Here is a 20,829-nt window from a genome sequence, read left to right on the forward strand (position 1 = left end):
CCCCGCCCCCCTGGGGGGGGGGGGCGGGGGGCCCCCCCGGGGGGGGCCGCCCCCCCCCGCCCCCCCCCCCCCCCGGGGGGGCGCCCCCGGGGGGGGGGCGCCCCCCCCGGGGGCGCCCCCCCCCACCCCGGCCCGACAGACCCGCTTCCCCGACAAGGTCGTGTCCCGCGGGCGTACGGCCTACTGCGCGAGGAAGGCTTTTCAGATGCACGCCGTACTCCACGCACTGTCGATCACCGGGTCCATGACCTGGGAGATCACCTGGGCCCTGATCCTGGGCTTCGCGCTGTCCGCGGTCGTCCAGGCCGTGGTCCGCAAGTCCACCGTCGTCTCCCTGCTCGGCGGCGACCGGCCCCGCAACCTCGCCGTCGCCGCGGGCCTGGGCGTGGCGTCTTCGTCCTGCTCCTACGCCGCGGTGGCACTGGCCCGCTCCCTGTTCCGCAAGGGCGCGAACTTCACCGCCGCAATGGCCTTCGAGATCGCCTCCACCAACCTCGTCGTCGAACTCGGCGTCATCCTGGCGCTGCTGATGGGCTGGCAGTTCACCGCCGCCGAATTCTTCGGCGGCCCCATTATGATCATCGTGCTGGCTTTCCTGTTCCGGCTGTTCCTGCGCGACAGGCTCCTGCACCAGGCCCGCGAGCAGGCAGAACGGGGCCTGGCCGGGTCGATGGAGGGCCACGCCGCGATGGACATGTCCGTCCAGCGCCAAGGCTCCTTCACTCGCCGGCTCCTCTCCCGCGAAGGCTTCACCGCCGTCAGCCACGTGTTCGTCATGGAATGGGCAGCGATCCTGCGCGATCTCGTCGTCGGCCTGCTCATCGCCGGCGCCATCGCCGCCTGGGTACCCGACTCGTTCTGGCGCACCTTCTTCTTCGACGGCCACCCGCTCGCCGCCAAGCTGTGGGGGCCCATCGTCGGCCCACTGGTGGCGATCGCCTCGTTCGTGTGCTCCATCGGCAACGTGCCGCTGGCTGTGGTGCTGTGGAAGGGCGGCATCAGCTTCGGCGGCGTGGTGGCGTTCGTCTTCGCCGACCTGCTGATCCTGCCGATCCTCAACATCTACCGGAAGTACTACGGCGCCAAGATGGCCGCCTTCCTCCTCGGCACCTTCTACCTCTCGATGGTCATCGCCGGATACATCGTGGAATTCGCCTTCGGCGGCCTCGGCCTGATCCCCGACCAGGCCGACGCGAAGGTCCCCATGGAAGGCATCAGTTGGAACTACACCACCTGGCTCAACATCGCCTTCCTCGTCCTCGCCGCCGTACTCCTGGTGCGCTTCTGGCGGACCGGCGGCCTGTCCATGCTCCGCATGATGGGCGGCTCACCCGACACCGGCCACGACGACGCCGACCACATGCAGCACGGGCACCGCGCAGGGGACAGCCACGGCGGACACCACTGAGGGCGGCTCCTCCGCCCGCGGGTGGAGGGCGCATTCCGACCCCGGGCCGACCCACCGAGCGCTACAGACATGCTGGAGTACCCCTGTGGCTGCCGCCTTGCAGCGAGTCCTGCCCGGCCCGGACGGCCAACCCCTCTCCCACCGCCCGGCACCGCGGACGTCTTCCGGGCCTTCGCCCAGGACTGGGCCGCCGGCCCTGGACAGCCGAGACAGCGCAGTTCATCGCCGAGCAGTTCGACCAGTTCGCCGCCGACTGGGACACCGCCCGCGCCACCGGCCGCGACGCCTCGTGTACGACGCCCTGGCGGGCGGCAAACCACTGCCCAATGGCCGATGTCTCGAACTCGGCTCGGGAAACGGCGGGTTCACCCCTTTGCTGGGCGCGGCCTTCCCGCAGGTGATCGGTACCCAGGCCGACCCAGCGCCCTGCCGCTGTCCGACGCCTCCGTCACCATCATCCGCGATACGCGGGCCGGCACGCACAGCCGAGCCTCGGTTCTCCGCCTGTGCTCACCGGCCCCGACGCGTGACACCGCCATGCCGTCCCCATCAGCCGCCTCGGCGTGACCGCGTGACACACGTGTGAAACGGCGCGGGGGTCATGCTTCATACAGCACGGCGGACTCGTGCGCAGTCGGTCCGAAACAGCGCCATAGCCGCTGATGTCCGCGGCGTGACCGGGTACCGGGCGCCTCGCGCCGGGCGGATCCATCGCTCCAGTGTGGTCCGGGGCCGCCTCAGGCCTCTTCGGCGTGGTGGGCCTTGAGGTGGTCGATCAAGATGTCGACGACGGCTTCGAGGTGTGTGCTGTCGCCGGTCGACCGGATCATCTGCACACCACCCTGGATGCCGGCGATGAACGCCGCGGCGGCCCGGTCGGCGTTGAGCGCCGGGTCGATGAGACCCTGTGCCTGCATCGTTGTGATGCCCTCGCGGACGAGCCGCTGCCAGCGAGTGAGCAGAGTCGCGGCCACTTCGGCGGCGCCGGGAGTGGTGCCTACCTGGTCCATCAGGTTGCCGAGCGGACACTGCGGCCCTTGCGCTCGATAGCGGGCGACCAAGGCATCCCGCCAGCGTGACCAGGCTGACCAGGAAGTGAGCGCGTCGAGGTGTGGCTGCTGGTCGGTGAGGACGCGTTCGGCCTCGAAGTGTGCGACGGCGAGCAGCAGTTCCTCCTTGCCGCTGGGAAAGTAGTGGAACAACTGCCCTTTGCTGGTGCCGGTGATCGCCCTGATGTCGTCCAGTGTCACAGTGCCTGGGACGTCGCTGCGCAGGTGTGCCGACACTCCCTCGATGATGCGCTGCCGAGTAGCACGGCCTTTCGTCGTCAGTGCCATGTCTGCAGATTACCCGCCTCTATGGAACGGCGGGTCCATACAAGGGCTGCCCTGTGGGAGGTTTTGCCCCGTTATTGGGTGAATTGCTCGCGAAATTTCTTGGACTTGCTGGTCCAAAAAGTTGGTCCTACGCTCGCTGACACAACGCAAGAGTTCGCCGGTTCCGACGGCTCCCTGAGGTTGTTCTTCACGGGGCATGTGACCGACACCGACGACTACCGACATGTACCGACCCTGGAGGTCCTTGTCATGACTGCCATCGACAGCGACACACTCGTCCGCGATTTCGTGGACACTTTCAACGCGCAGGACGCAGACGCCCTGGCCCCGTTCTTCACCGAGGACATCGTCTTTGCCGCCTACGGCGACGCGCCGGTCAAGGGGCGCGACGCGGTGGTCGCCCTGTGGAAGGGCGTGTTCGCGAACTTCGGGCAGGTCAAGTTCGAGACCGTGCACCAAGCGGTGAACGGCGATGTCGTCATCGCCGAGCAGGTCCACGGGCTCGCACTGCCCGGCGGGAAGCTCGCTCCGATCATGAACATGGCGGTCTACGAGCTTCGGGACGGCAAGATCGCGGCTTGGCGCGATTACACCAACCCCGCCTACGCGTCCAAACTGCTGCAGGGCTGATCGGGCCGCTCGCCCGAGAACGCGGCGCGGATCGCCGTGTTCACACGTATCCCGGGACGAGAAGGTCCCTCCGAATCAAGCCGCCGGCGTTCGGCGGTCATACCGACAGAAAGAGGTGTGCTTTATGCGTGCAGTGGTCATGGAAGAGCTGGGCAGGCCGGAAGTACTGAAGCTGAGGGAGTGGCCCGACCCCGAACCCGGTCCGGGTGAGCTGGTGGTGGACATCGAGTTCTCGGGTGTCAATTTCATGGACACCGGCTCCCGTGTCGGATTCGGGCTGCCCGGCGGCCTGCCCCTCGTTCCCGGGGTCGAGGGCGCCGGCCGGGTCACCGCCCTCGGCGAGGGGGTGAGCGGCTTCGCGATCGGCGACCGGGTGGCCTGGGTCTCGGTCTACGGCAGCTACGCCGAGAAGATCGCGGTCCCCGCCGACCAGGTTGTCCCGGTCCCGGACGACATTCCGAGCGATGTCGCCGCCGCGACGATGATGCAGGGACTCACCGCGCACCACTTCGTCACCGAGTCCGCGCCTCTGACCGAGGGCCAGACCGCGCTCGTGCACTCCGCCGCCGGCGGTGTGGGTCGGATGGTCACCCAATTGCTGAAGCTGCGCGGCGCGCGGGTGATCGGCCTGGTGTCCCGCGCGGAGAAGGTCCCGGTCGCCGAGGCCGCGGGCGCGGACGAGGTCCTCGTCTCCTCCGGCGGTGACTTCGTGGCCCGGGTCAAGGACCTGACCGGGGGCGAGGGAGTGCACGCGGTCTTCGACGGTGGTGGCGCCACCACGTTCTGGCCCTCGATCGAGGTGCTTCGGCGGGTCGGCACGCTGGTCTACTACGGCCCGTTGATCGGCGACGTCCCCACCATTCAGATGTTCGAGCTGCCCAAGAGCATCAGAATCACCTACGCGGTGTACTCGGACCACATCCACAGTCGGGAGCTGCTGCTCCAGCACGCCGGAGACCTGTTCGACAAGATCCGCGAGGGCAGCCTGCGGATCGACATCACCGAACGCTACCCGTTGGGCGCGGCCGATCAGGCGCACATCGACATCGAATCACGCCGCACCTCCGGCAAGCTGCTGCTCGACCCGAGGCTCTGAGCCTGGCGTGATCATCGACATCAATGCGGGAGCGGCTTTCGTCGTGGGCGGCGTCAATGAACGACGACCGTCGGCCGGACCGGCACGTCCGGCCGGCGGCCCGCACGCGGTACGACCGCCCGGCTTGCTGTCGGCCTGCGCGGCAGAGCATCGTTGACATAGCCACAGGCCGGACAGGACACGCCGATGAACTCCCATGAGCCGCTCGGGCAGCGCCACCCGCTGCCACCCGGCACCGTCCTCGACACGGCCCTCGCGGTCGTGGTCGCGGATGCCGACGGCCGCATCACCCACTGGAGCGAAGCTGCCCGGGCTCTCTGGGGGCACACTGCGCCAGAGATCGTCGGCAGACCGCTCGCCGATCTGTTCACCGAAGCAGGGGGCGGGCCCCGGCATCGCAGCGGCCGTCCACTCCGTGCCCAGGTGCACGCGGTTCCCCTGTCGGAAGACGGAGGGGAGGCCGGATTCCTGCTCACGGCGCGTCCGGACGCGCCTCAGGACGCGGCTGGGCCGGAGCCGCTCAAGGGGTGGGCGTTCGACCAGCATCCCTTCCCGCTTTCGGTACACGGTCCGGACGCGCGAGTACTCCATGTGAACGAGGCGTTGGTGCGAGCGACGGGCTGCCCCGAGGAGCAGCATCGGGGCAGGCTCATCACGGAGATCGCCCAGGGTGACGAGTACGAAGACGTCATGAACCGCATCCGACGGGTTCTCGAGACGGGCAAGCCGGAGTTCGCCGAGCACTTCCACAGGCTGCCGGGCGAGCCGAGTGCGCACGCCTGGGCCATGGACGTCTATCCGCTCGAGGACGCGTCCGGCCGGGTGCGCGGCGCGGCCGTGTCGTCGTACGACTACTCCGAGCAATATGACTCCAGAGAGCGGCTCGCGCTGCTGGGCGAGGCCCGCACGCGTATCGGCAGCAGCCTGGACGTGGCGGGCACCGCCCGTGAACTCGCCGAGGTCACGGTGCCCCGCTTCGCAGACGTGGTCTGCGTCGACCTGCTGGACGCCGTTGTCCGAGGAGACCAGCCGCTGCCGGTCGGACCGGGCCCCGTCCGGCTGAACCGGGCCGCCGTCCGGGCGGCGTACCTGGTGTCCGGGCAGCAGCCTGCCGCGGGCGAGACGGCATATCATCCCGCTTCGTCGCCCGTCGCCCGATGCCTGGCTACCGGCCAGGCGGAAATGCACCACGTCACCCACGACGCCGTCACCCGCTGGTTCGCCGAAGATCCCGTTCATGCGGCGCAGGCGCAGGAATGCGGAACGCACTCGCTGATCGCAGTCCCCATTCGGGCCCGGGACACCGTTCTGGGAGCGGCCCTCTTCCTCAGGTGCGCGCCGCACCACGAGCCGTTCACCCATGACGATCTGGCCATCACCGAGGACCTGATCACGCGGGTCGGCATCTCGATCGACAACGCGCGAAGGTTCACCCGCGAACGTGGCGTCGCGCTGGCGCTGCAGCGCGCACTGCTGCCGCCGGGCCCTGCCCCGCACGCGGCCGCGGAGACGGCCGCACGCTACCTTCCGGCAGGCGGCGGTGACGCTCAGGTGGGCGGAGACTGGTTCGACGTGATTCCGCTGCCGGGAGCGCGGGTCGGCTTGGTCGTCGGCGATGTCGTCGGCCACGGCATCGCCGCGTCGGCGACCATGGGGCGCCTGCGCACCGCCGTCCGTACCCTCGCCGACATCGACCTGCCGCCCGAAGAACTCCTCACCCACCTCGACGACATCGTGACCCACGACGCCGCCGAACGGAGCGACGTCGCCGACGAGATCCCCAGTGATGTGGGAGCCACCTGCCTGTATGCGGTCTACGACCCGGTCGCCGGGACCTGCTCCCTGGCTCGCGCCGGTCACCCGGCTCCGATCCTGGTCCATCCGGACGGCACGAGCGATGTCGTCGACGCGCCGGCCGGCCCACCGCTGGGGCTGGGCAGCCTGCCGTTCGAAGCGGCCGAGGTGACCCTGTCCGAGGGGAGCCTGCTCGCACTGTTCACCAACGGCCTGCTGGCCGCCGGCGACGTGGACGAGAGGATGGACGAGTTGCGCCACGCCCTGGCGCAGCCGTCCTCCTCACTCGACGCGCTGTGCGACGGTGTCCTGCGCACGATGAACCCCGAACCGGCAGGCGATGACAGCACCTTGCTGCTGGCCAGGCCTCGCGTCTTCGGCTGGGACCGGGTTGCCGAATGGGATGTTCCGGTCGACCCCGCTGCCGTGGCCGAGGCCCGCCGACGTGCCACGCAACAGCTCGACTCATGGGGGTTGGAGCACGTCGCCTTCATCACGGAAGTGGTCGTCAGCGAGCTGGTCACCAACGCCATTCGGCATGCCACCGGACCGATTCGTCTCCGGCTCATCAGGAACGAGACCCTGGTGTGCGAGGTCTCGGACGGCAGCAGCACCAGTCCGCACCTGCGCAGGGCACGGCTGCACGACGAGGGCGGCCGCGGTCTGTTCTTGGTCGCGGAACTGACCCAGCGCTGGGGCACGCGTTACACCCGGTCGGGCAAGACGATCTGGGCGGAGCAGCTTCTGCCGAACAGGTGAGCGCGCCGATGCACGCTGCGCCCCGCGGGGGTGCGGTGTCCTGGCCCTTGACCTGGAGGGTCTCGGTCACCGCCACCTGCCCGTTCGGCCGGCGTACGTCCGCCAGGGCCCCGGCGAGGTAGGCGGTCTGCGGGACGACACCGAAGCAGCGGAACCAGATGTCGGCGGTGATGTCGATGTCGGAAGCGGTGCTGACATGGAAGGTGCCGCGCTCGCCCGGCTCGGTGGGTGGGTTCTCCTTCAGCGGGGAGCCGAGGACGAGCTGGATGTCCAGTTCACCGAGCTGACGGCGGACCTCGTCGCGCAGCTCCGCGGCATCCTCGCTGGTCATGCCGGCTCGCAGCAGCACGGCCATGGGGGTGTGCGGGTCGGCCGTCCAGGCATTGGGCATGCCCCGCACGTAGCTCTTCACCGTCTCCCCGGGGTCATCGGTGGTGCCCACGGCAAAGACTCGTTCCATGGCGGCTGCCTCCGTCTCGTACGAAGCTGGAGTGACGTGAGCGTGGCCACCCCCGTCCGGACCATTGCCGTCCGCGTGCGTCAGCGGCCTTGAGGCCGGTGGGGCGCACTCCTGCACCAGGTCGGTGGGCGCGGGAGATGTTCCTGCGAAGCCATGAACAAAACCCCATCCACACCCCTGCATACCGCACCGAAATGAGGAGGAAAGCGATGCCGCATACCGGGGAATGGAAGATACATCTCTACTTCTTCGAGGAAGAGGGCACGACCAAGGCGCGCGTCGTCCTGAACACCGGTACCAGCGAACTCACCGGACACGGAGCCGCGCACCGCAATCCCGCGGACACGGACGTGCCGGAGATCGGTGACGAACTGGCGGCCGGCAGAGCCATGCGTGACCTCGGTCGGCAGCTGTTGGGCATTGCCGAGCGTGACATCGAGGACATGGACATGCCCGCGGACGGGCGGAGTGCTCGCCCGCAGGCCGGGTGGCCCCTGCAAGAATGATCCATGCGGGAAACCTGTCGGAGCGAGTGACGAACCCGGTCCGATCCCGGGACGGCTGACTCGCCGCCGAGGTGGGGCTCGACGTCCACCCCACCCTCCACGGCGCGCACGAGGCGCACGGCGACCGAGATGAGTGAGGTGTCCTGGATGTGGCCGCGGAGGGTTACGACTCTCATGGGACAGACTCTCATCGGACAGTGCCGACGGCGCTACGCTGCTGTGTCAACCATCGGCCTGGAACGGGTGGACCCCGACTCGACCAACACCATCGCTGACGGCGTCGCCGGCCGGTGTCCCATCCCGACCGTCCTGGACGACCTCCTCCTGGTCGCTGACGACGCCGTCCTGGACCAGGAGCCGCCGGTCAGTGGGCGTGGACCGAGCCCCAGGCGAAGTTCTGCCCGAACCCGGTGCCCGAACCACCCGTGTACACCTGGTTGGTGGCGTAGTACGTCGCCTTCACGTCCGCGTTCGTGTTGATCTCCGTCTTGGTCAGACCGGAGCCCCAGATGCTCCAGATCACCCACGGACTGCGGGTCAGCGCGTTCGAACCCCCCGCCGTGATCGGCACGTTGTACGTCTCCGCGAGCATCCGCGGCTTCGCGTAGTCGACCAGCCCCGTGTGGTACACGTGCGTGAGGTCCGAGGCGGCCGGACTGTAGTCGTCGACGCCGACGACGTCGACGAGGTCGGCCCCGGGGTAGTAGTTCCACGGCACGTCGTCCCCCTGCGGGTCCCAGGCGCCGGGCGACCAGACGAAGATCAGGTTGTGCAGGCCCTTCGTCTTCACCAGGTAGTCGTACGTGATCCGCCACAGCTTCTTGTAGGAGGCCGCGGTCTTCCCTCCCCACCAGAACCAGTCGCCGTTCATCTCGTGGTACGGCCGCAGCAGCACGGGAACGTCCCATGCGGCGAAGTACGAGAGCGCGGCCGCGAGAAAGCCCAGGTCCGCAAGGAGCGCCCGGTACTCGTCGGTGTTCGACTCCCAGTCGACCACCCGGTCGAACCACGCCTGGTCGGTGGTGAGCGTCGCCACCGGATAGGACTCGTACCCGCCCGGGTGCTCCCCCTCGACCTGGGTCAGCACCCGGCTCCAGGACTTCACCGAGGAGCCGGGGTACGGCTGGTGGAAGCTCATGCCCACGATCCCGGAGGCCGCGCCGCCATTGGTGAGGGTCGCGGTGGTGCCGTCGAGCCGGGTCATGGTGCCGTCCGGGTTGTACGAGCCGTCCGCCGCGCGCGGCAGCCCCTTCCACACGCCGAAGGCGAGGTCGACGGCGTCGTCCGTGTACTGCCATGCCCGCTGCCCCGTCGGCAGCCCCAGCGGTCGGTTGTAGGACCGGTCCCCGTACGTCCCCCAGCCGGTCGCGCCGTACCCGGGCCCGAGGTCGATCTCGATGAAGCCGGACAGCTTGCCCGTGATGTCCCGGGCCTTCTTGTAGTAGTAGCCGGAGAACGTCGTGCCGCCCGTGTCTCCGTAGCTCGCGTTGTACAGCTCCTGCTGGGTCTCGATGTGCTGCCCGATGATCGTCATCGGGCCGTTCCCGGAGCGCGCGGCGTTCTCCAGCGACACCAGGTGGTTGTACACCTTCTGGGCGTTCGCCGACGCCGCGGGGTCCCGGCCCGTCAGCGTGGGTGCGATGAGCGGCGCGGCGGCCCGTGCCACTCCCGGCATCACGGACACGGTGGCTGCGGCGCCGAGAGCGGTGACGAACGTACGCCTGCGCAAGACTCAACCTCCAAGGAAGAGACGGATCTTGCTCAGGTTATAGCTGGGCCGGCTTCTGGAACAGTGCCACGATCTTCGTACGGTCCGCGACGAGCGGCAGCGTGTAGAAGGAGAGCCGCAGCCGACACGATCACCCTGCCCCTCCGCAACGCCCTCGGCGCTCGCCGTCCAGGACGAGGACCGCAACGTCGGATACGGCTACCGCTCACTCCTGACCTGGGCGTACCGCCTCGAGCCGAGTGCGCCCAGGCATGCGTCGTCGACCGTCGAAGCACGACAGGGAACAGGACATCTCGAGATGAGGCATGCCCACGTCACAATCGCCCAGACGTCACCCCAGCCGACTCCCGAAACTCCCCGTCCCGAGAACCTCACCAGCACCGGCTACCCATGATTCGCAATCCATGATCCATTGGCGCGTCAGGGTTAAAACTACCTCTGACAGGGTGTTTTTTGAACCAGCAGTGTTCCCCCGGTGTGTGGGCGAGCGCTCGCGCCTCCATGGAGCGAAGCTGAGGGCGTGAGTATCAAAAGTGAACGTCCGGTAAGTGCTGAACAGATCCATGCAGCATTGGTCGCTCTTGGGGCTGAACCGGTGGCGGATCCGGAGGCGCGGGCCGAAAAACCGCAGGAAACGGACCGTCTGCGGCTGCTGGGCAACCTGCTGGCCAAAGCAGAGCTGGAGATCACCACCGCGACGCGCCTGAGTGAGGAGGGGGAGATCGAGGATGTCCTCGACACGACGCTCGGCTGGACAGACCAGCTAGGTCCTGAGACCGGCCTTGCGGTCAACGTCCTGACGAACAGGCTGCAGCGCACCGCCATCCAGGTCTCGGAATCCGAGGAGGAAGAACCGCCCCCGGGCCGCGAGGCATCCTTCGCTGCCGCGATGACGGCGTTGTACACCCTCAGCGCCCAGCTGCATGCCGATCGAGGTGATGTGGAGGGGACCCGGCGGGCTCTGAGCGGGGCGGAGGAAGCCCTCATCGACATCATGCAGGGCATGCATGACCTGCGCGTGGCCATCGGCGACGCGGCCGGGGACGACGAGGGGTCAGAGGGCTGACGGCAGTACCGCCGGCCCACCCCGCCAGACTCCACAACCCAGATCGATCGGCCTGGCATGTCAAGACGCCGCACTGGCCGGGGCAAGGTCGTCAACCCGCGCGACGTTCGCCCAGACACCGGCCTCGCCCGGCTCTCCTACGGTCAGGCCCGCGCCTTGCTGAACGAGCACTGCGGGGCGCCGGCCTGGAACGGGCCGGGGCTTGCACGTCTCCGGCCGACGGGCCGGCCAACCGTCCTGCGGGACGGACCCCGTTGGCGCGTGCTACCGCGACGGCGCTGCCCAGGCCCCTGGCCCCGGCGCCATCGGCCGAGAAACGCGCCGTCCGGATGCGTAGCGTTCCCGCGCGGGCCGAGGCGCGCGGCCGTGCGGGGCTCGCGATGAAGCCCCGCACGGTGGATCACCGTCGGTGAGATCAGCGCAGTCCGAAGGCCCGGGTGATCGTCTGGGAGACGGTGTTCCCGGCGTTGTCCCGGGACGTGACCCGGAGGGTGGCGAAGTCCGCCGAATGCGGCGCGCTCAGGTTGGTCCGCCATCCTTCACCGGTGCGGGTCAGGTCGCTCGGGTGCCAGCTCTTGCCGTCGTCGTAGGAGATCTCCAGCGAGGGCTTCCCGATGGCGGCGGTGGCGCCAGGCAGGTGCGAGGCCGTCACCGTCAGCTGGGCCCGCCGATCAGCTCGGCCGGCGGTGTCGGTGTCCACGCCGTAGTCGAGCTGGATCAGCGGCAGGGACTCGGTCGACTCGGCCCCGGTGGCCGCGGAGGTGAAGTTCCACTCGGTCAAGGTGTGTGTCGAGTACGGATTGGCCCAGGTCCCCCGGTCGTTGTCGACCACCAACCGGTAGGGCAGCCGCTCCGGGGCGAGTGCGGGAACCTGCAACCACTCGGCGTTGCCCCAGTCGAGCTGCTGGTCGCCCTGGTAGAGCGCCACCCAGTCCTTGACGTCGAAGTTGGCACGGGCTTCGCCCACGTGTCCGGCCCCGGAGTCGCCCCAGCCGGGAGCGGTGATGTACATGGTGTCGAGGTAGCGCACGGGCTGGTAGCCCATCGGGCCCATCCGGGGCCGTTGGATCGGCCCGAACCAGCTGACCTTGCCGGTCTTCCGCGCCGGGTAGTGGAGGACGTCGATGGAATGCTGCCCGGTCTCGCCCTGGATGAAGGCATCGTCCAGCCAGGCGGCGCCGGAGGTGACCCAGTCGGTCCGTTCTCCCTGGGCGGGTGCGGTGAGCTGGTTGCCGACGGCCCAGCCCCGCCAGACGTCGGTGCGGAACTCCGCCGCCTTGCCCGGACGGTGGTTGCGGAACGAGACGTCCACCTTGCCCAGGCCCTTCGGCTCCTCCCGCCAGGTCGGGTCCACCGGGACCGCGCCGGACCAGTGGTGCACCACGTCGTAGAGGTAGTCGGTGGTGGGGTGAGAAGTGACCTTCAGCTTGCCGGCTCCGTGCCGGAGCGAGCCGATCAGGTCGGCGCCCTGATCGGCGTCGAGGGTCGCCACTGTCAGCGGTGCGGGGCTCTCGGGGCTCCACGGAGTCTCGTCCCAGGGCTGCAGCCGGCCGATGCCCTCGTTGACGACCAGGAGCATCTGGGCGCCCGCGGCCGCGGCGGCCTCCGCCTGTGCCTTGATCCCGGCCGGGTCGCTGCCCCGGACCACCACGGCCTCACCGCGAACGTCCAGGCGGGCCAGCTCCTGCGTCGTGCCCTCGCCGGCGTAGACCGCCGTGAGCGTCCGGGTGCCGGCCGGCAGTGGCTTGGCCGCGCGCTTGACCAGCGGGTCGGCATAATTCTTCGACATCGTGCCCACGGTCAGCGCCGGCTGCTCGAGGCGGAAGCGGGCACCGAACTCGAACTCGCCGGTGGTGACCTTCTTGCCGGTCGGCAGTGCCCAGATGCTGTCGTAGGAGTCGTTGGGCAGCATGGACGACTCGACCAGGCTGTCGGTGAACGACCGGTGGACGTCCAGGCGCGGTGCGACAGCGGTGGTCTGGTTCGGTACGTGTGCCAGGATCCGGAGGGTCTTGCGGCCGTCCAGGGTGACGGTGCGGTCCTGGTTCAGCTGTACGTCGTTGAAGGCGAGCAGGGCCATGCCCAGTGAGTGCGGCCCGCCCGCTCCCTGCACGTCGGCGGTGAGCCAACCGCTGTAGTTGCCGACGGGCAGCCGCGTCGTTCCGGTGCCGGACTTGTCGAGGTCGAGGACCGTGAAGAGGTGCTCAGCGGTGAGGACGACCCTGCCGGCTAGCGGCCGGCCCGACCGGTCCTTCGCGACGACGGTGAGGTTTTGCCGCTGTCCCTCCCTGGCGGCGCCGATCAGGGTCCGGGCCCGGACCGCGCCGGCGCTGTCCGTACCGGTGACCATGGCACTGACGGGTTGGTCGGCCGACAGACGGTCCAGGTGCGCGGTCAGGTCGACCGAGGTCGTGCCGTGCGCGGGAACGGTGATCCCGTCGTCGGAGAGGGTGAACAACCCCGCCGGGACGGTGCCGTCGACCGCCAGGGCGAGGCTGACCGGAGTGTCACCGACGTTCGTGTACGTCACCTTCCGGACGTCGGTCTCTCCCGGCTCCGGCGGCCAGGTGTGGAAGCCGGAGTAGGCACTGGCGGTAGCGAAGACAGAGGCGTGCGCCGCCGCCAGCGCGTCGAGCCGGCCGGCGCCCGCCTGGTACGGCGTGTACGACGGGGTCGCCTTGACGCTGCTGACCAGTGCCTCCTTCAGCTGCGAGCCCGTCCAGTCGGGGTGCTCGGCGGCCAGCAGCGCGGCGGCTCCGGCGACGTGCGGCGTGGCCATCGACGTGCCGCTCATCGTGGTGTAGTAGCCGGAGCCCCGCTTGTAGTGCGAGCGCGCCGCGACGATGTCGACACCGGGTGCGGTGAGTTCGGGCTTCAGCCCGGCATCGCCGTCACGCGGACCCTGGCTGGAGAAATCGGCCAACTGGTCCTTGGCGTCCACGGCGCCGACGGTCAGCGCGGCGTCCGCGGCACCCGGGCTGCTGATGGCGTGCGGACCTCCGTTGCCTGCCGCCACGACGAACAGTGCACCGGTCTCGTGGCTGAGCTGGTCCACGGTCCGGCTCATCGGATCGGTGCCGTCGCCGCTCCCGCCCAGGCTCATACTGATGATCTTGGCGTGCTGATCTCGGGCGGCCCACTCCATGCCCCCGATGATCCAGGACTCCTGGCCGCGGCCCTCGGCGTCCAGCACCTTGCCGATGACCAACCGGGCACCGGAGGCGACGCCTCGCTCCTTGCCTTCGGAGGCGCTGCCGGTGCCCGCGATCGTCGAGGCCACGTGGGTGCCATGGCCGTTGTAGTCGGCGACGTCCTCCTCGTAGGGGACGAAGCTCGCGCTGGTGTCGATCTGCCCGGTCAGGTCCGGGTGTTCGGCGTCCACCCCGCTGTCGAGCACCGCGACCTTCACGCCCTTACCGGTGTTCCCCGCCGCCCAGACCTGCTGCGCGCCGATCTGGGCGGTCGAGTCGGCCAGGTCGCCCTTCACTTTGGCGTCGAGCCAGACCTTCGCGATGCCGCCCGCGAAGGCCGGTTTCGCCGAGCGGGCCGCCGGGCCGAGATCCCCGGTGAGCGCGGACCAGAACGCCGGGGCCTGCTCGCGGTTCTGCGCGAGGGCGGCACCCTGAATGCTTTCCAGCCGGCGGACCACGTTCGAACCGGTCACCTTCGGCTGCGTCCGGGACCTGGCGGCAGCGTCGGTGTAGCTCACGATGAGCGGCAGCCGAGAGGCATGCGCGTCGTCGTAGCCGTCGGCGATCAGCCCGGTCACGTTGAACAACTGCTTGTCCAACTGTCCGGAGCTGACGTAGGGCAGGGCGGCGTCGGGATACACGTACGTGGCGCCGTCGATGAGGGCGCGGTGGAATCCCGCAGTGGCGCCGTTCGCGCCCTCGAAGGACCGGACGTCGGTGCCTTCGGCGGTGGTACCGATGGTGACCTTGTCACCGGTGATCAGCGTAACGGTGTGTAGGTCGCCGCCAGGTGACCGCTGTGCGGCTTCGGCAGGCACGGACATGACTGGGTCTGCAGGTGCGGCGGCTGTGGCCGGTACGACCCCGAGCCCCAGGGCGGCGACCACGCCGAGGGCCAGCAACCCTGGTCTGGATACGGGCTTTTCGGGCAAGGAGAACCCCAAGGTGATGGAAGAACGGGAGGTGACTTGGAGCATGGAGGCACCCTCCGCCGCCAGCAATGGGTTCGGGCTGACGCACCTGCGTCATGGCACAACTGCGCTACTGCCGGGCGGGGGCCACGACGGCAACTCGGCGCACTGGTGTGACCGGCTCGAGGCGCGCGTGGAGTTGACCGCTCACAGCCGCGTCGCCGTCGTCATCCCACTCACCGAAGGCACCAGGGGCCGGTCGGCAGGAGGGCCAGGACGAGCACGGGCGCCAGTCGTACAGCCGGTTCAGAGCCATCCGCGGCGTGCGGCCTGCCAGGCGAGTTGCATGCGGGTCGCCGCGCCGGCGCGCTCCATCATGCCCTGGATCCGGCGCTGGACGGTCCGCCGGCTCAGCCCCATCTGCGAGGCGATCGCCTTGTCGGCGACTCCGGCCACCAGCAGGGACAGCAGCTTGCGGTCGGTGGGAGAGAGCCCATCGGACGGCCCGACTCCGTCCGTCCCCGAGATGACACCGGTGCCGTCGACGTTCAGTGGGACGGCGTCCTCCCAGTAGCGCTCGAACAAGGCGATCAGGGCCGCGAGTAGATTGCTGTCCCTGACCAGTGCGGTGGTGGGCTCCTCCGGGCTGCCGTGCGGCCCACCGGCCACAAGAGGGAAGATGGCGACGGAGCGGTCGGCGATCGCCAGGCGCAGCGGCAGCTGCGGCACGGCCCGGGCGACCTCCCCGGCCTGCACGCCCGCCACCACGTTGTCCACGGCTCCTTCGTCGTCGAAGAACGCCTTCTCGTACAGCACCCGGTAGCGTACTCCCCGGGCCAGCGCCTCGAACTCCTCGGCGTTGCTGCCCGACGGCATGGCCACATACTGGGCCTTGCAGAACCAGAGCATCTCGTCCTGCACGCCCGCCTGAATCTGCCTCAGGTGCTGCCGCAGGGCCTCCGCCCCGGTGATGACCTCGAGCAACTGGCCGGCGTCGTGCCTGCGCATCGTGTCCCGGTAGGACTCGACCAGACGGGCGGCCTCGACCCGGGCCAGCTCCAGTGCATCGGCGCCCCGCTTGAGCCGGGGCAGCAGTGCCACGTCCGGGGGAGCGGCCCGGAACACCCGGGGTATCCCGTCCGCATGACTTGCCAAACCCTTGGAGGCCAGCGAGTCGAGAATCCGCGCGGCCTCCGCGTCGGGCAGACCGGCACGCTGGGCCAGGTCCGCCGGGGTGGCCCGGCCGGACGTGACGAGCAGCCGGTAGACGGCTTCCTCCTCGGGCGAGACGCCGGCGACCTCCAGCACCACGGACGTCCTCCCCGGATCCTGTGCTTCAGCAGTTGAATACCGTACTGCATGGGAGGCGTGGAGCAAGGGGGGCGCACGATAGCCGCGCGCCCCCCGGCATTGCACCTACCGCTGCAGGGCGTAGGCGCGCTGCACCGTCTGGCGGACCGTGTTCCCGGCGGCGTCGCGAGCCGTGACACGCAGGGTCACCCAGGTGTGGGCGGCCGCCCGCGACGGCCCCTCGACCCGGGCCTGGAAGGTGCTGTGGCCGCGGTCGGCCACCTTGGCCGTACGCCAGGTGCGCCCGTCGTCGTAGGACGCCTCGATGTGAACGGTCACTCCGCGTGGGGCGGACAGCCCGTCCTGGGCGCGGACCCGGACGCCGATGGTGTGCGTACGTCCTGCACGCAGCGTGTTGTGCGCGTCGACCGGCACCTCGTAGTCCAGTTGGAGGAGCGACAGCGGCGTAGCCGTGTCCGTCCGGGCCGACGGGAAGGACCAGGAGGTGGTGGTGAACACGCCGTACTTCCAGTCCGGCGAGGTCCGCGACGTCGTCAGGTCCAGCCGGTACCGTGCCGCGTCCGCGGGCACTTCCACGTCCGCCCAGGCGCTGTCCGTCCGTGTGAGCTCGCGGCCGTCACGGTAGAGCACGGCGCTCGCGGCGTCGCCGACCTGGTTCGCGCCGGACGCGCCGACACCGCCGCCCTCGCCTGCCACGGCCCGCGACCAGTGCCCGGACTGCGAGTCCGTGAACTCGGGGATCCGCAGCCGCAGCAGGTTGCCCTCGCGCACCGTCGGGGTGGTGGTGCCGATCGGGATCGACGGCCGTACGACCGCGCCCTGCCAGGTCTCGGCCGGCTGCGCTCCGGCCCGGTACGTCCTCGAGGCTTCACGCATGCCGACGGCGAGCGGCATGTCGACGTCGAACGTCGTGGTGTGGTGCACCAGGTGCTGCCACATGGTGTTCCCGGCGCTGACGTACTCGGTACGGGTGAAGCCGGTCGGGACGAACCGGGTGTACTGCAGCCAGGCCGTGTTCTGGTACGGCCGCCAGCCGAAGCGCTGTTCGCTCGCCCAGCCGGTGCCGCCGTTGTCCGCGTAAGTGCTCCGTACGACCGCGCTGTTGCGCTCGGAAACGGTGTACACGACACGCTCGGGGATCTGCTGCGCGGACACCTGCATCACGTCGTACAGGTACGGGCTGCGTGCGGTGCCCGAGAGCGTGACCGAGGTGGAGCGGTGGGCGATCCGTGCCAGGAGATCGGCTCCCGCGCGGGAGCCGATCCGCACGGTCGGTACGGCCCAGCGCTCGCCCTGCGGGTCCCAGCGGGTCCATCCGCCGTCGCTGAAGTGGACGAGCATGACGGCGCGGACTCCGGCCGCGGCCGCCCGCGCCACGAGGTCCTTCTCGTTAGCGCCGGTCGGGTCGTTCACGACCGCGAGCCTGCCGCGGGCGTGGCTGAAGTCCGCGGTGGCGGCGTCACCGGCGTCGACCGCGGTCAGGGTCGCCCCGCGGTCGGACAGGAGCGGCGAGGCGGGCATGTAGTAGGCGTTCAGATCGAGGTCGCTGCCGGTCACCTTCGCCCGCAGAAGCGGAGCGACGAGCTGCCAGCGGGAGGCGAACTCGAAGGTGCCCTCCGTGATGCGCGCCGTGGGGCTGACGTACAGCCGCTTGGCGCTGTCGAAGTACATGGTGCCCTGGGTCAGACTGTGGCCGTCGATCTCCCGGTACGTCTGGTAGCTGAGGACACCACGCTGTTCCGCGGGCCGGGGCGTGCGGATGTCCACCGGAACCGTCCTGCGGGCGTCCAGGGTGACGGTCATGTCCTTGGTGACCTTCACCTCGGGCAGCACCACATCGCGCAGCTCCTGACCGTCGCCCTCCGTGTCCAGCCAGGTGTTGTCCACCTGGTAGGTGCCCTCCTCGACCTCGGCGACGGCCGGGTCGGTGCTCGTGTAGCCCACGAAGCCGTCGGATCCCCAGATGGTCGGCAGGGCCGGGACACGCTTGCCGGTCTTGTCGTACGTCTCCACGGTGAGCCGGTGGACGGGCCCGTGCACCACGAGGCTGAGCGTGGTGTGCACGGTGATCTTCCCGTCGGCGGACGTGGCGGTCACATAGCCGTAGAACTTGCCCTTCCCGGCACGAGCCGGGTCTACGGTCAGCGGGACCTCGGCCGTCGCTCCGGCCGGCACGCGCACCGAGTCGGATCCGAGCCGTACCGCGCCCTCGCCGGGAGCGCGGCCGCCGGCGGCGGTCAGCTCGACGGCGAGTGTGAGGGTGAGGTCCTTGTCGGAAGTGTTCGTGTACCGCAGCCGGGACGGGGCAGGGGCACCGTCGCCGGTCGAGAACTGGCCGAGGGCGAGGGTGCCGGTGGCGGTGACCGTTCCCAGGGCCGCGGCGCGCACGTCGATCCGGCCGCCGCCCTGTTCCGTGACCTGCTGGCCGGGGACGGTACGGGCCGTGCTGATCAGCGCGTCCTTCAACTGGGCGCCCGTCCAGTCGGGGTGGCGCTGGGCGAGCAGGGCGACGGCGCCCGCCACGTGCGGAGTCGCCATGGAAGTGCCGGAGGCGGCGACGTAGTGCTCGTCCACCGGATCGCCCATGGTGGTCCCGGCCGCGCGGGCCGCCACGATCCCGACACCGGGTGCGGTCACATCGGGCTTTGCCACGTCGTCCCCGAGGCGTGGCCCGCGGCTGGAGAACGGGGCGAGCGAGTCGTCCCGGTCGACGGCCCCCACGGTGAGGGCGTCGTCGGCCGCACCGGGTGAGCCGACTGTGGCCGTCCCCTGCTCCCCGCTGTTGCCCGCGGCCACGACGAACAGGGTGCCGGTGCTCCGGCTGAGTTCGTTCAGCGCCTGGCTCATGGGATCGGTGCCGTCGGTGGCCTCCTCCGAACCGAGGCTCATGTTGACGACCTTGGCATCCTGCGAAGCGGCCCACTCCATGCCGGCGATCACCTGGGACTCGCTGCCGTAGCCGTCGTCGCCGAGGACCTTGCCGACCAGCAGCTGGGCGGCGGGCGCGACGCCCTTGTACCTGCCGCCGGACGCGGCACCGCTGCCGCCGACGATGGAGGCGACGTGGGTGCCGTGCCCGAAGACGTCCCCGGTGCCGGAACTGCCGGAGAAGTCCTTGGCCTCGGCGATGCGCCCGGCCAGGTCGGGATGGGTCTGGTCCACGCCGGTGTCGAGGACGGCGACCTTGACTCCGTCGCCCCGGTAACCGGCCTGCCACACGTCCGGGGCACCTATCTGGGCCGTGCTGCGGTCGAGGGTGGCGCCCACCCGGCCGTCCAGCCACACCCGGGGAGTGGCGGCGACCTCGGTCGCCGTCATCTGCCCGTCGTCGGGAGCCAGTTGCCGCCAGAAACGGCCGAGGTCGGAGTCGGCGACGCGCATCGCCCGTGCGTCGATGCTGTCGAGCTTGCGGACGGACGAGTCCTCGGCTGCGAGGGCGGTCAGGTCGCGTACGGCCGATGCCGCCGCCCTTCCGGGGCCTGCCACGATGACCGGCAGCGCGTCGGTGTGAGCCTTGTCGTACTTCTGTGCGACGAGCGCGGTCACGTCGAAGAGCTGCCGGTCGAGGCGGCCCGCGGCCACCAAGGCTCCCGCGTCCGACGGAAGCACCGTCAGGTGCCCGTCCTCCTCGAGGGTCCGGAACACGATGCCCCGTCGGCCGGCCCCCGGCGTGACGGAGGCGATCTGCCGGCCGCCGGGAGCCTTGCTGACGGTCACGCTGTCACCCGTGATCAACTGCACCGTCGCGGTGCCGTCGACCGGCGAGCCCGCAACGGCGCCTTCTCCCAGGCCACTTGCGCCTGCGGTCAGGGGCGCCACAGCGCCGGCAGCCAGCGCGAAGCCGGCCGATATCGCCGCCGCAAGGCGGATCCGTCTCATCAGTGTCGTGCCTTCCCGTGTCCGCGGTGTGGTGTTCATGCGCTGGACAGAATCAGCTGGCACCGGACGGGGTGTCATTCGATTCGGCTGGCACGGATGGGACATGTCGCAACGGCGACACCCTGCGGCGCCGAGCGCCGGGCTACGCTCACGAACAGCGGACGGCGGCCGTTGCCGCCGAGCACGGTGTCCGGATCGAGGCAGTCCCGTCCACCGCGAGGTGGTGGACCTACGCAGGGGCAGCGTTCAGTCGGCGCCGAGAACGTCGACGTCCGCGAACCGCGTTCGCGCCCGTCCGACAGGCATTTCCCGCAGGACGTACGCCACGATCACAGCCGGACGGCCACGACCCGGCGACGGCCCGTGCGGGGCGCAGGGCGACCGGGACAGCCCAGCGAGCGTGGGCGGCGTGAGGAGAAGAAGAGCAACGGCCAACAGCGGCGGCCGCCTGCAATACCCCCGCACCGCAGCCCCGCGCCTGAACAGGACCGCGTGCTTGAACAGGAAACCGCGTGCGGGGTGGTGGGCCGGTCACGAACGGGGCCGTCCGTCACCCGGAAGCAGTAACGGCACACGGGCAGCTCCCAGCGCCCCAGTCCGTGACCTCGGGCTCCCAGCCGTGCAGGGACAAGCTCCAGCAGCCGTGCACGATCAGCAGCCAGATCCACCGCGGGCAGCCCGCCTCGCACAGCGGCGACGCCGGGACCAGGCTCCGGTCCGAACCGGCGGGCGAACTCCTCGCGCAGCCCGGG

Annotated in this window: 11 protein-coding genes and 2 pseudogenes; 8 read left to right on the top strand and 5 right to left on the bottom strand. The window is 69.9% G+C overall.

The window, feature by feature from the left end; genetic code table 11:
- The first annotated feature begins 205 nt into the window (after positions 1 to 205).
- The gene (locus ACFY16_RS37845; protein WP_390651763.1) at positions 206 to 1,408 is read left to right on the top strand and encodes a permease; all 1,203 of its coding nucleotides are present in this window, start codon (positions 206 to 208) and stop codon (positions 1,406 to 1,408) included.
- A gap of 737 nt (positions 1,409 to 2,145) precedes the next feature.
- On the opposite strand, the gene ACFY16_RS37850 is transcribed toward ACFY16_RS37845, so the two are convergent.
- Positions 2,146 to 2,745, bottom strand: a complete 600-nt coding sequence (locus ACFY16_RS37850) for a TetR/AcrR family transcriptional regulator (RefSeq protein ID WP_390651764.1) — start codon at positions 2,743 to 2,745, stop codon at positions 2,146 to 2,148.
- A gap of 249 nt (positions 2,746 to 2,994) precedes the next feature.
- On the opposite strand from ACFY16_RS37850, the gene ACFY16_RS37855 reads away from it, so the two are divergent.
- From ACFY16_RS37855 to ACFY16_RS37875, 5 genes and pseudogenes are all read left to right on the top strand, one after another.
- Positions 2,995 to 3,375 carry a nuclear transport factor 2 family protein gene (locus ACFY16_RS37855; RefSeq protein ID WP_390651765.1) on the top strand — a complete coding sequence of 127 codons (381 nt, stop codon included), beginning with the start codon at positions 2,995 to 2,997 and terminating at the stop codon, positions 3,373 to 3,375.
- A 124-nt stretch (positions 3,376 to 3,499) separates the two neighbouring features.
- Positions 3,500 to 4,471, top strand: a complete 972-nt coding sequence (locus ACFY16_RS37860; protein ID WP_390651766.1) for a quinone oxidoreductase family protein — start codon at positions 3,500 to 3,502, stop codon at positions 4,469 to 4,471.
- Between the two features lie 186 nt (positions 4,472 to 4,657).
- Positions 4,658 to 7,024 carry a SpoIIE family protein phosphatase gene (locus tag ACFY16_RS37865; protein ID WP_390651767.1) on the top strand — a complete coding sequence of 789 codons (2,367 nt, stop codon included), beginning with the start codon at positions 4,658 to 4,660 and terminating at the stop codon, positions 7,022 to 7,024.
- 669 nt (positions 7,025 to 7,693) lie between these two features.
- On the top strand, positions 7,694 to 7,990 hold the full coding sequence (locus tag ACFY16_RS37870; protein ID WP_390651768.1) for a DUF1876 domain-containing protein: 297 nt from the start codon (positions 7,694 to 7,696) through the stop codon (positions 7,988 to 7,990).
- 243 nt (positions 7,991 to 8,233) lie between these two features.
- A pseudogene (locus ACFY16_RS37875) lies at positions 8,234 to 8,356 on the top strand (threonine dehydratase); the annotation flags it as partial.
- Here the strand turns inward: ACFY16_RS37875 and ACFY16_RS37880 are convergent.
- Positions 8,355 to 9,665 (bottom strand): glycoside hydrolase family 26 protein, encoded by a 1,311-nt coding sequence (locus tag ACFY16_RS37880; RefSeq protein WP_390651827.1) that lies wholly within the window; start codon positions 9,663 to 9,665, stop codon positions 8,355 to 8,357. The pseudogene ACFY16_RS37875 and the gene ACFY16_RS37880 sit on opposite strands and share 2 nt — an antisense overlap.
- 574 nt (positions 9,666 to 10,239) lie before the next feature.
- Here ACFY16_RS37880 and ACFY16_RS37885 point away from each other — a divergent pair.
- Positions 10,240 to 10,785, top strand: a complete 546-nt coding sequence (locus tag ACFY16_RS37885; protein ID WP_390651769.1) for a hypothetical protein — start codon at positions 10,240 to 10,242, stop codon at positions 10,783 to 10,785.
- Positions 10,786 to 10,842: 57 nt separating this feature from the next.
- Positions 10,843 to 10,993: pseudogene (locus ACFY16_RS37890) on the top strand (site-specific integrase); the annotation flags it as partial.
- A 207-nt stretch (positions 10,994 to 11,200) separates the two neighbouring features.
- Here ACFY16_RS37890 and ACFY16_RS37895 read toward each other — a convergent pair.
- The 3 genes from ACFY16_RS37895 to ACFY16_RS37905 form a co-directional block, all read right to left on the bottom strand.
- Positions 11,201 to 14,800, bottom strand: a complete 3,600-nt coding sequence (locus tag ACFY16_RS37895) for a S8 family serine peptidase (protein WP_390651770.1) — start codon at positions 14,798 to 14,800, stop codon at positions 11,201 to 11,203.
- 393 nt (positions 14,801 to 15,193) lie between these two features.
- Entirely contained in the window at positions 15,194 to 16,198 is a 1,005-nt protein-coding gene (locus ACFY16_RS37900; protein ID WP_390651771.1) for a helix-turn-helix domain-containing protein, read from the bottom strand.
- A gap of 105 nt (positions 16,199 to 16,303) precedes the next feature.
- Entirely contained in the window at positions 16,304 to 20,077 is a 3,774-nt protein-coding gene (locus tag ACFY16_RS37905) for a S8 family serine peptidase (protein ID WP_390651772.1), read from the bottom strand.
- Positions 20,078 to 20,829 lie beyond the last annotated feature (752 nt).

The organism is Streptomyces sp. NPDC001315, assembly GCF_042896175.1.
Taxonomy (GTDB): Bacteria; Actinomycetota; Actinomycetes; order Streptomycetales; family Streptomycetaceae; genus Streptomyces.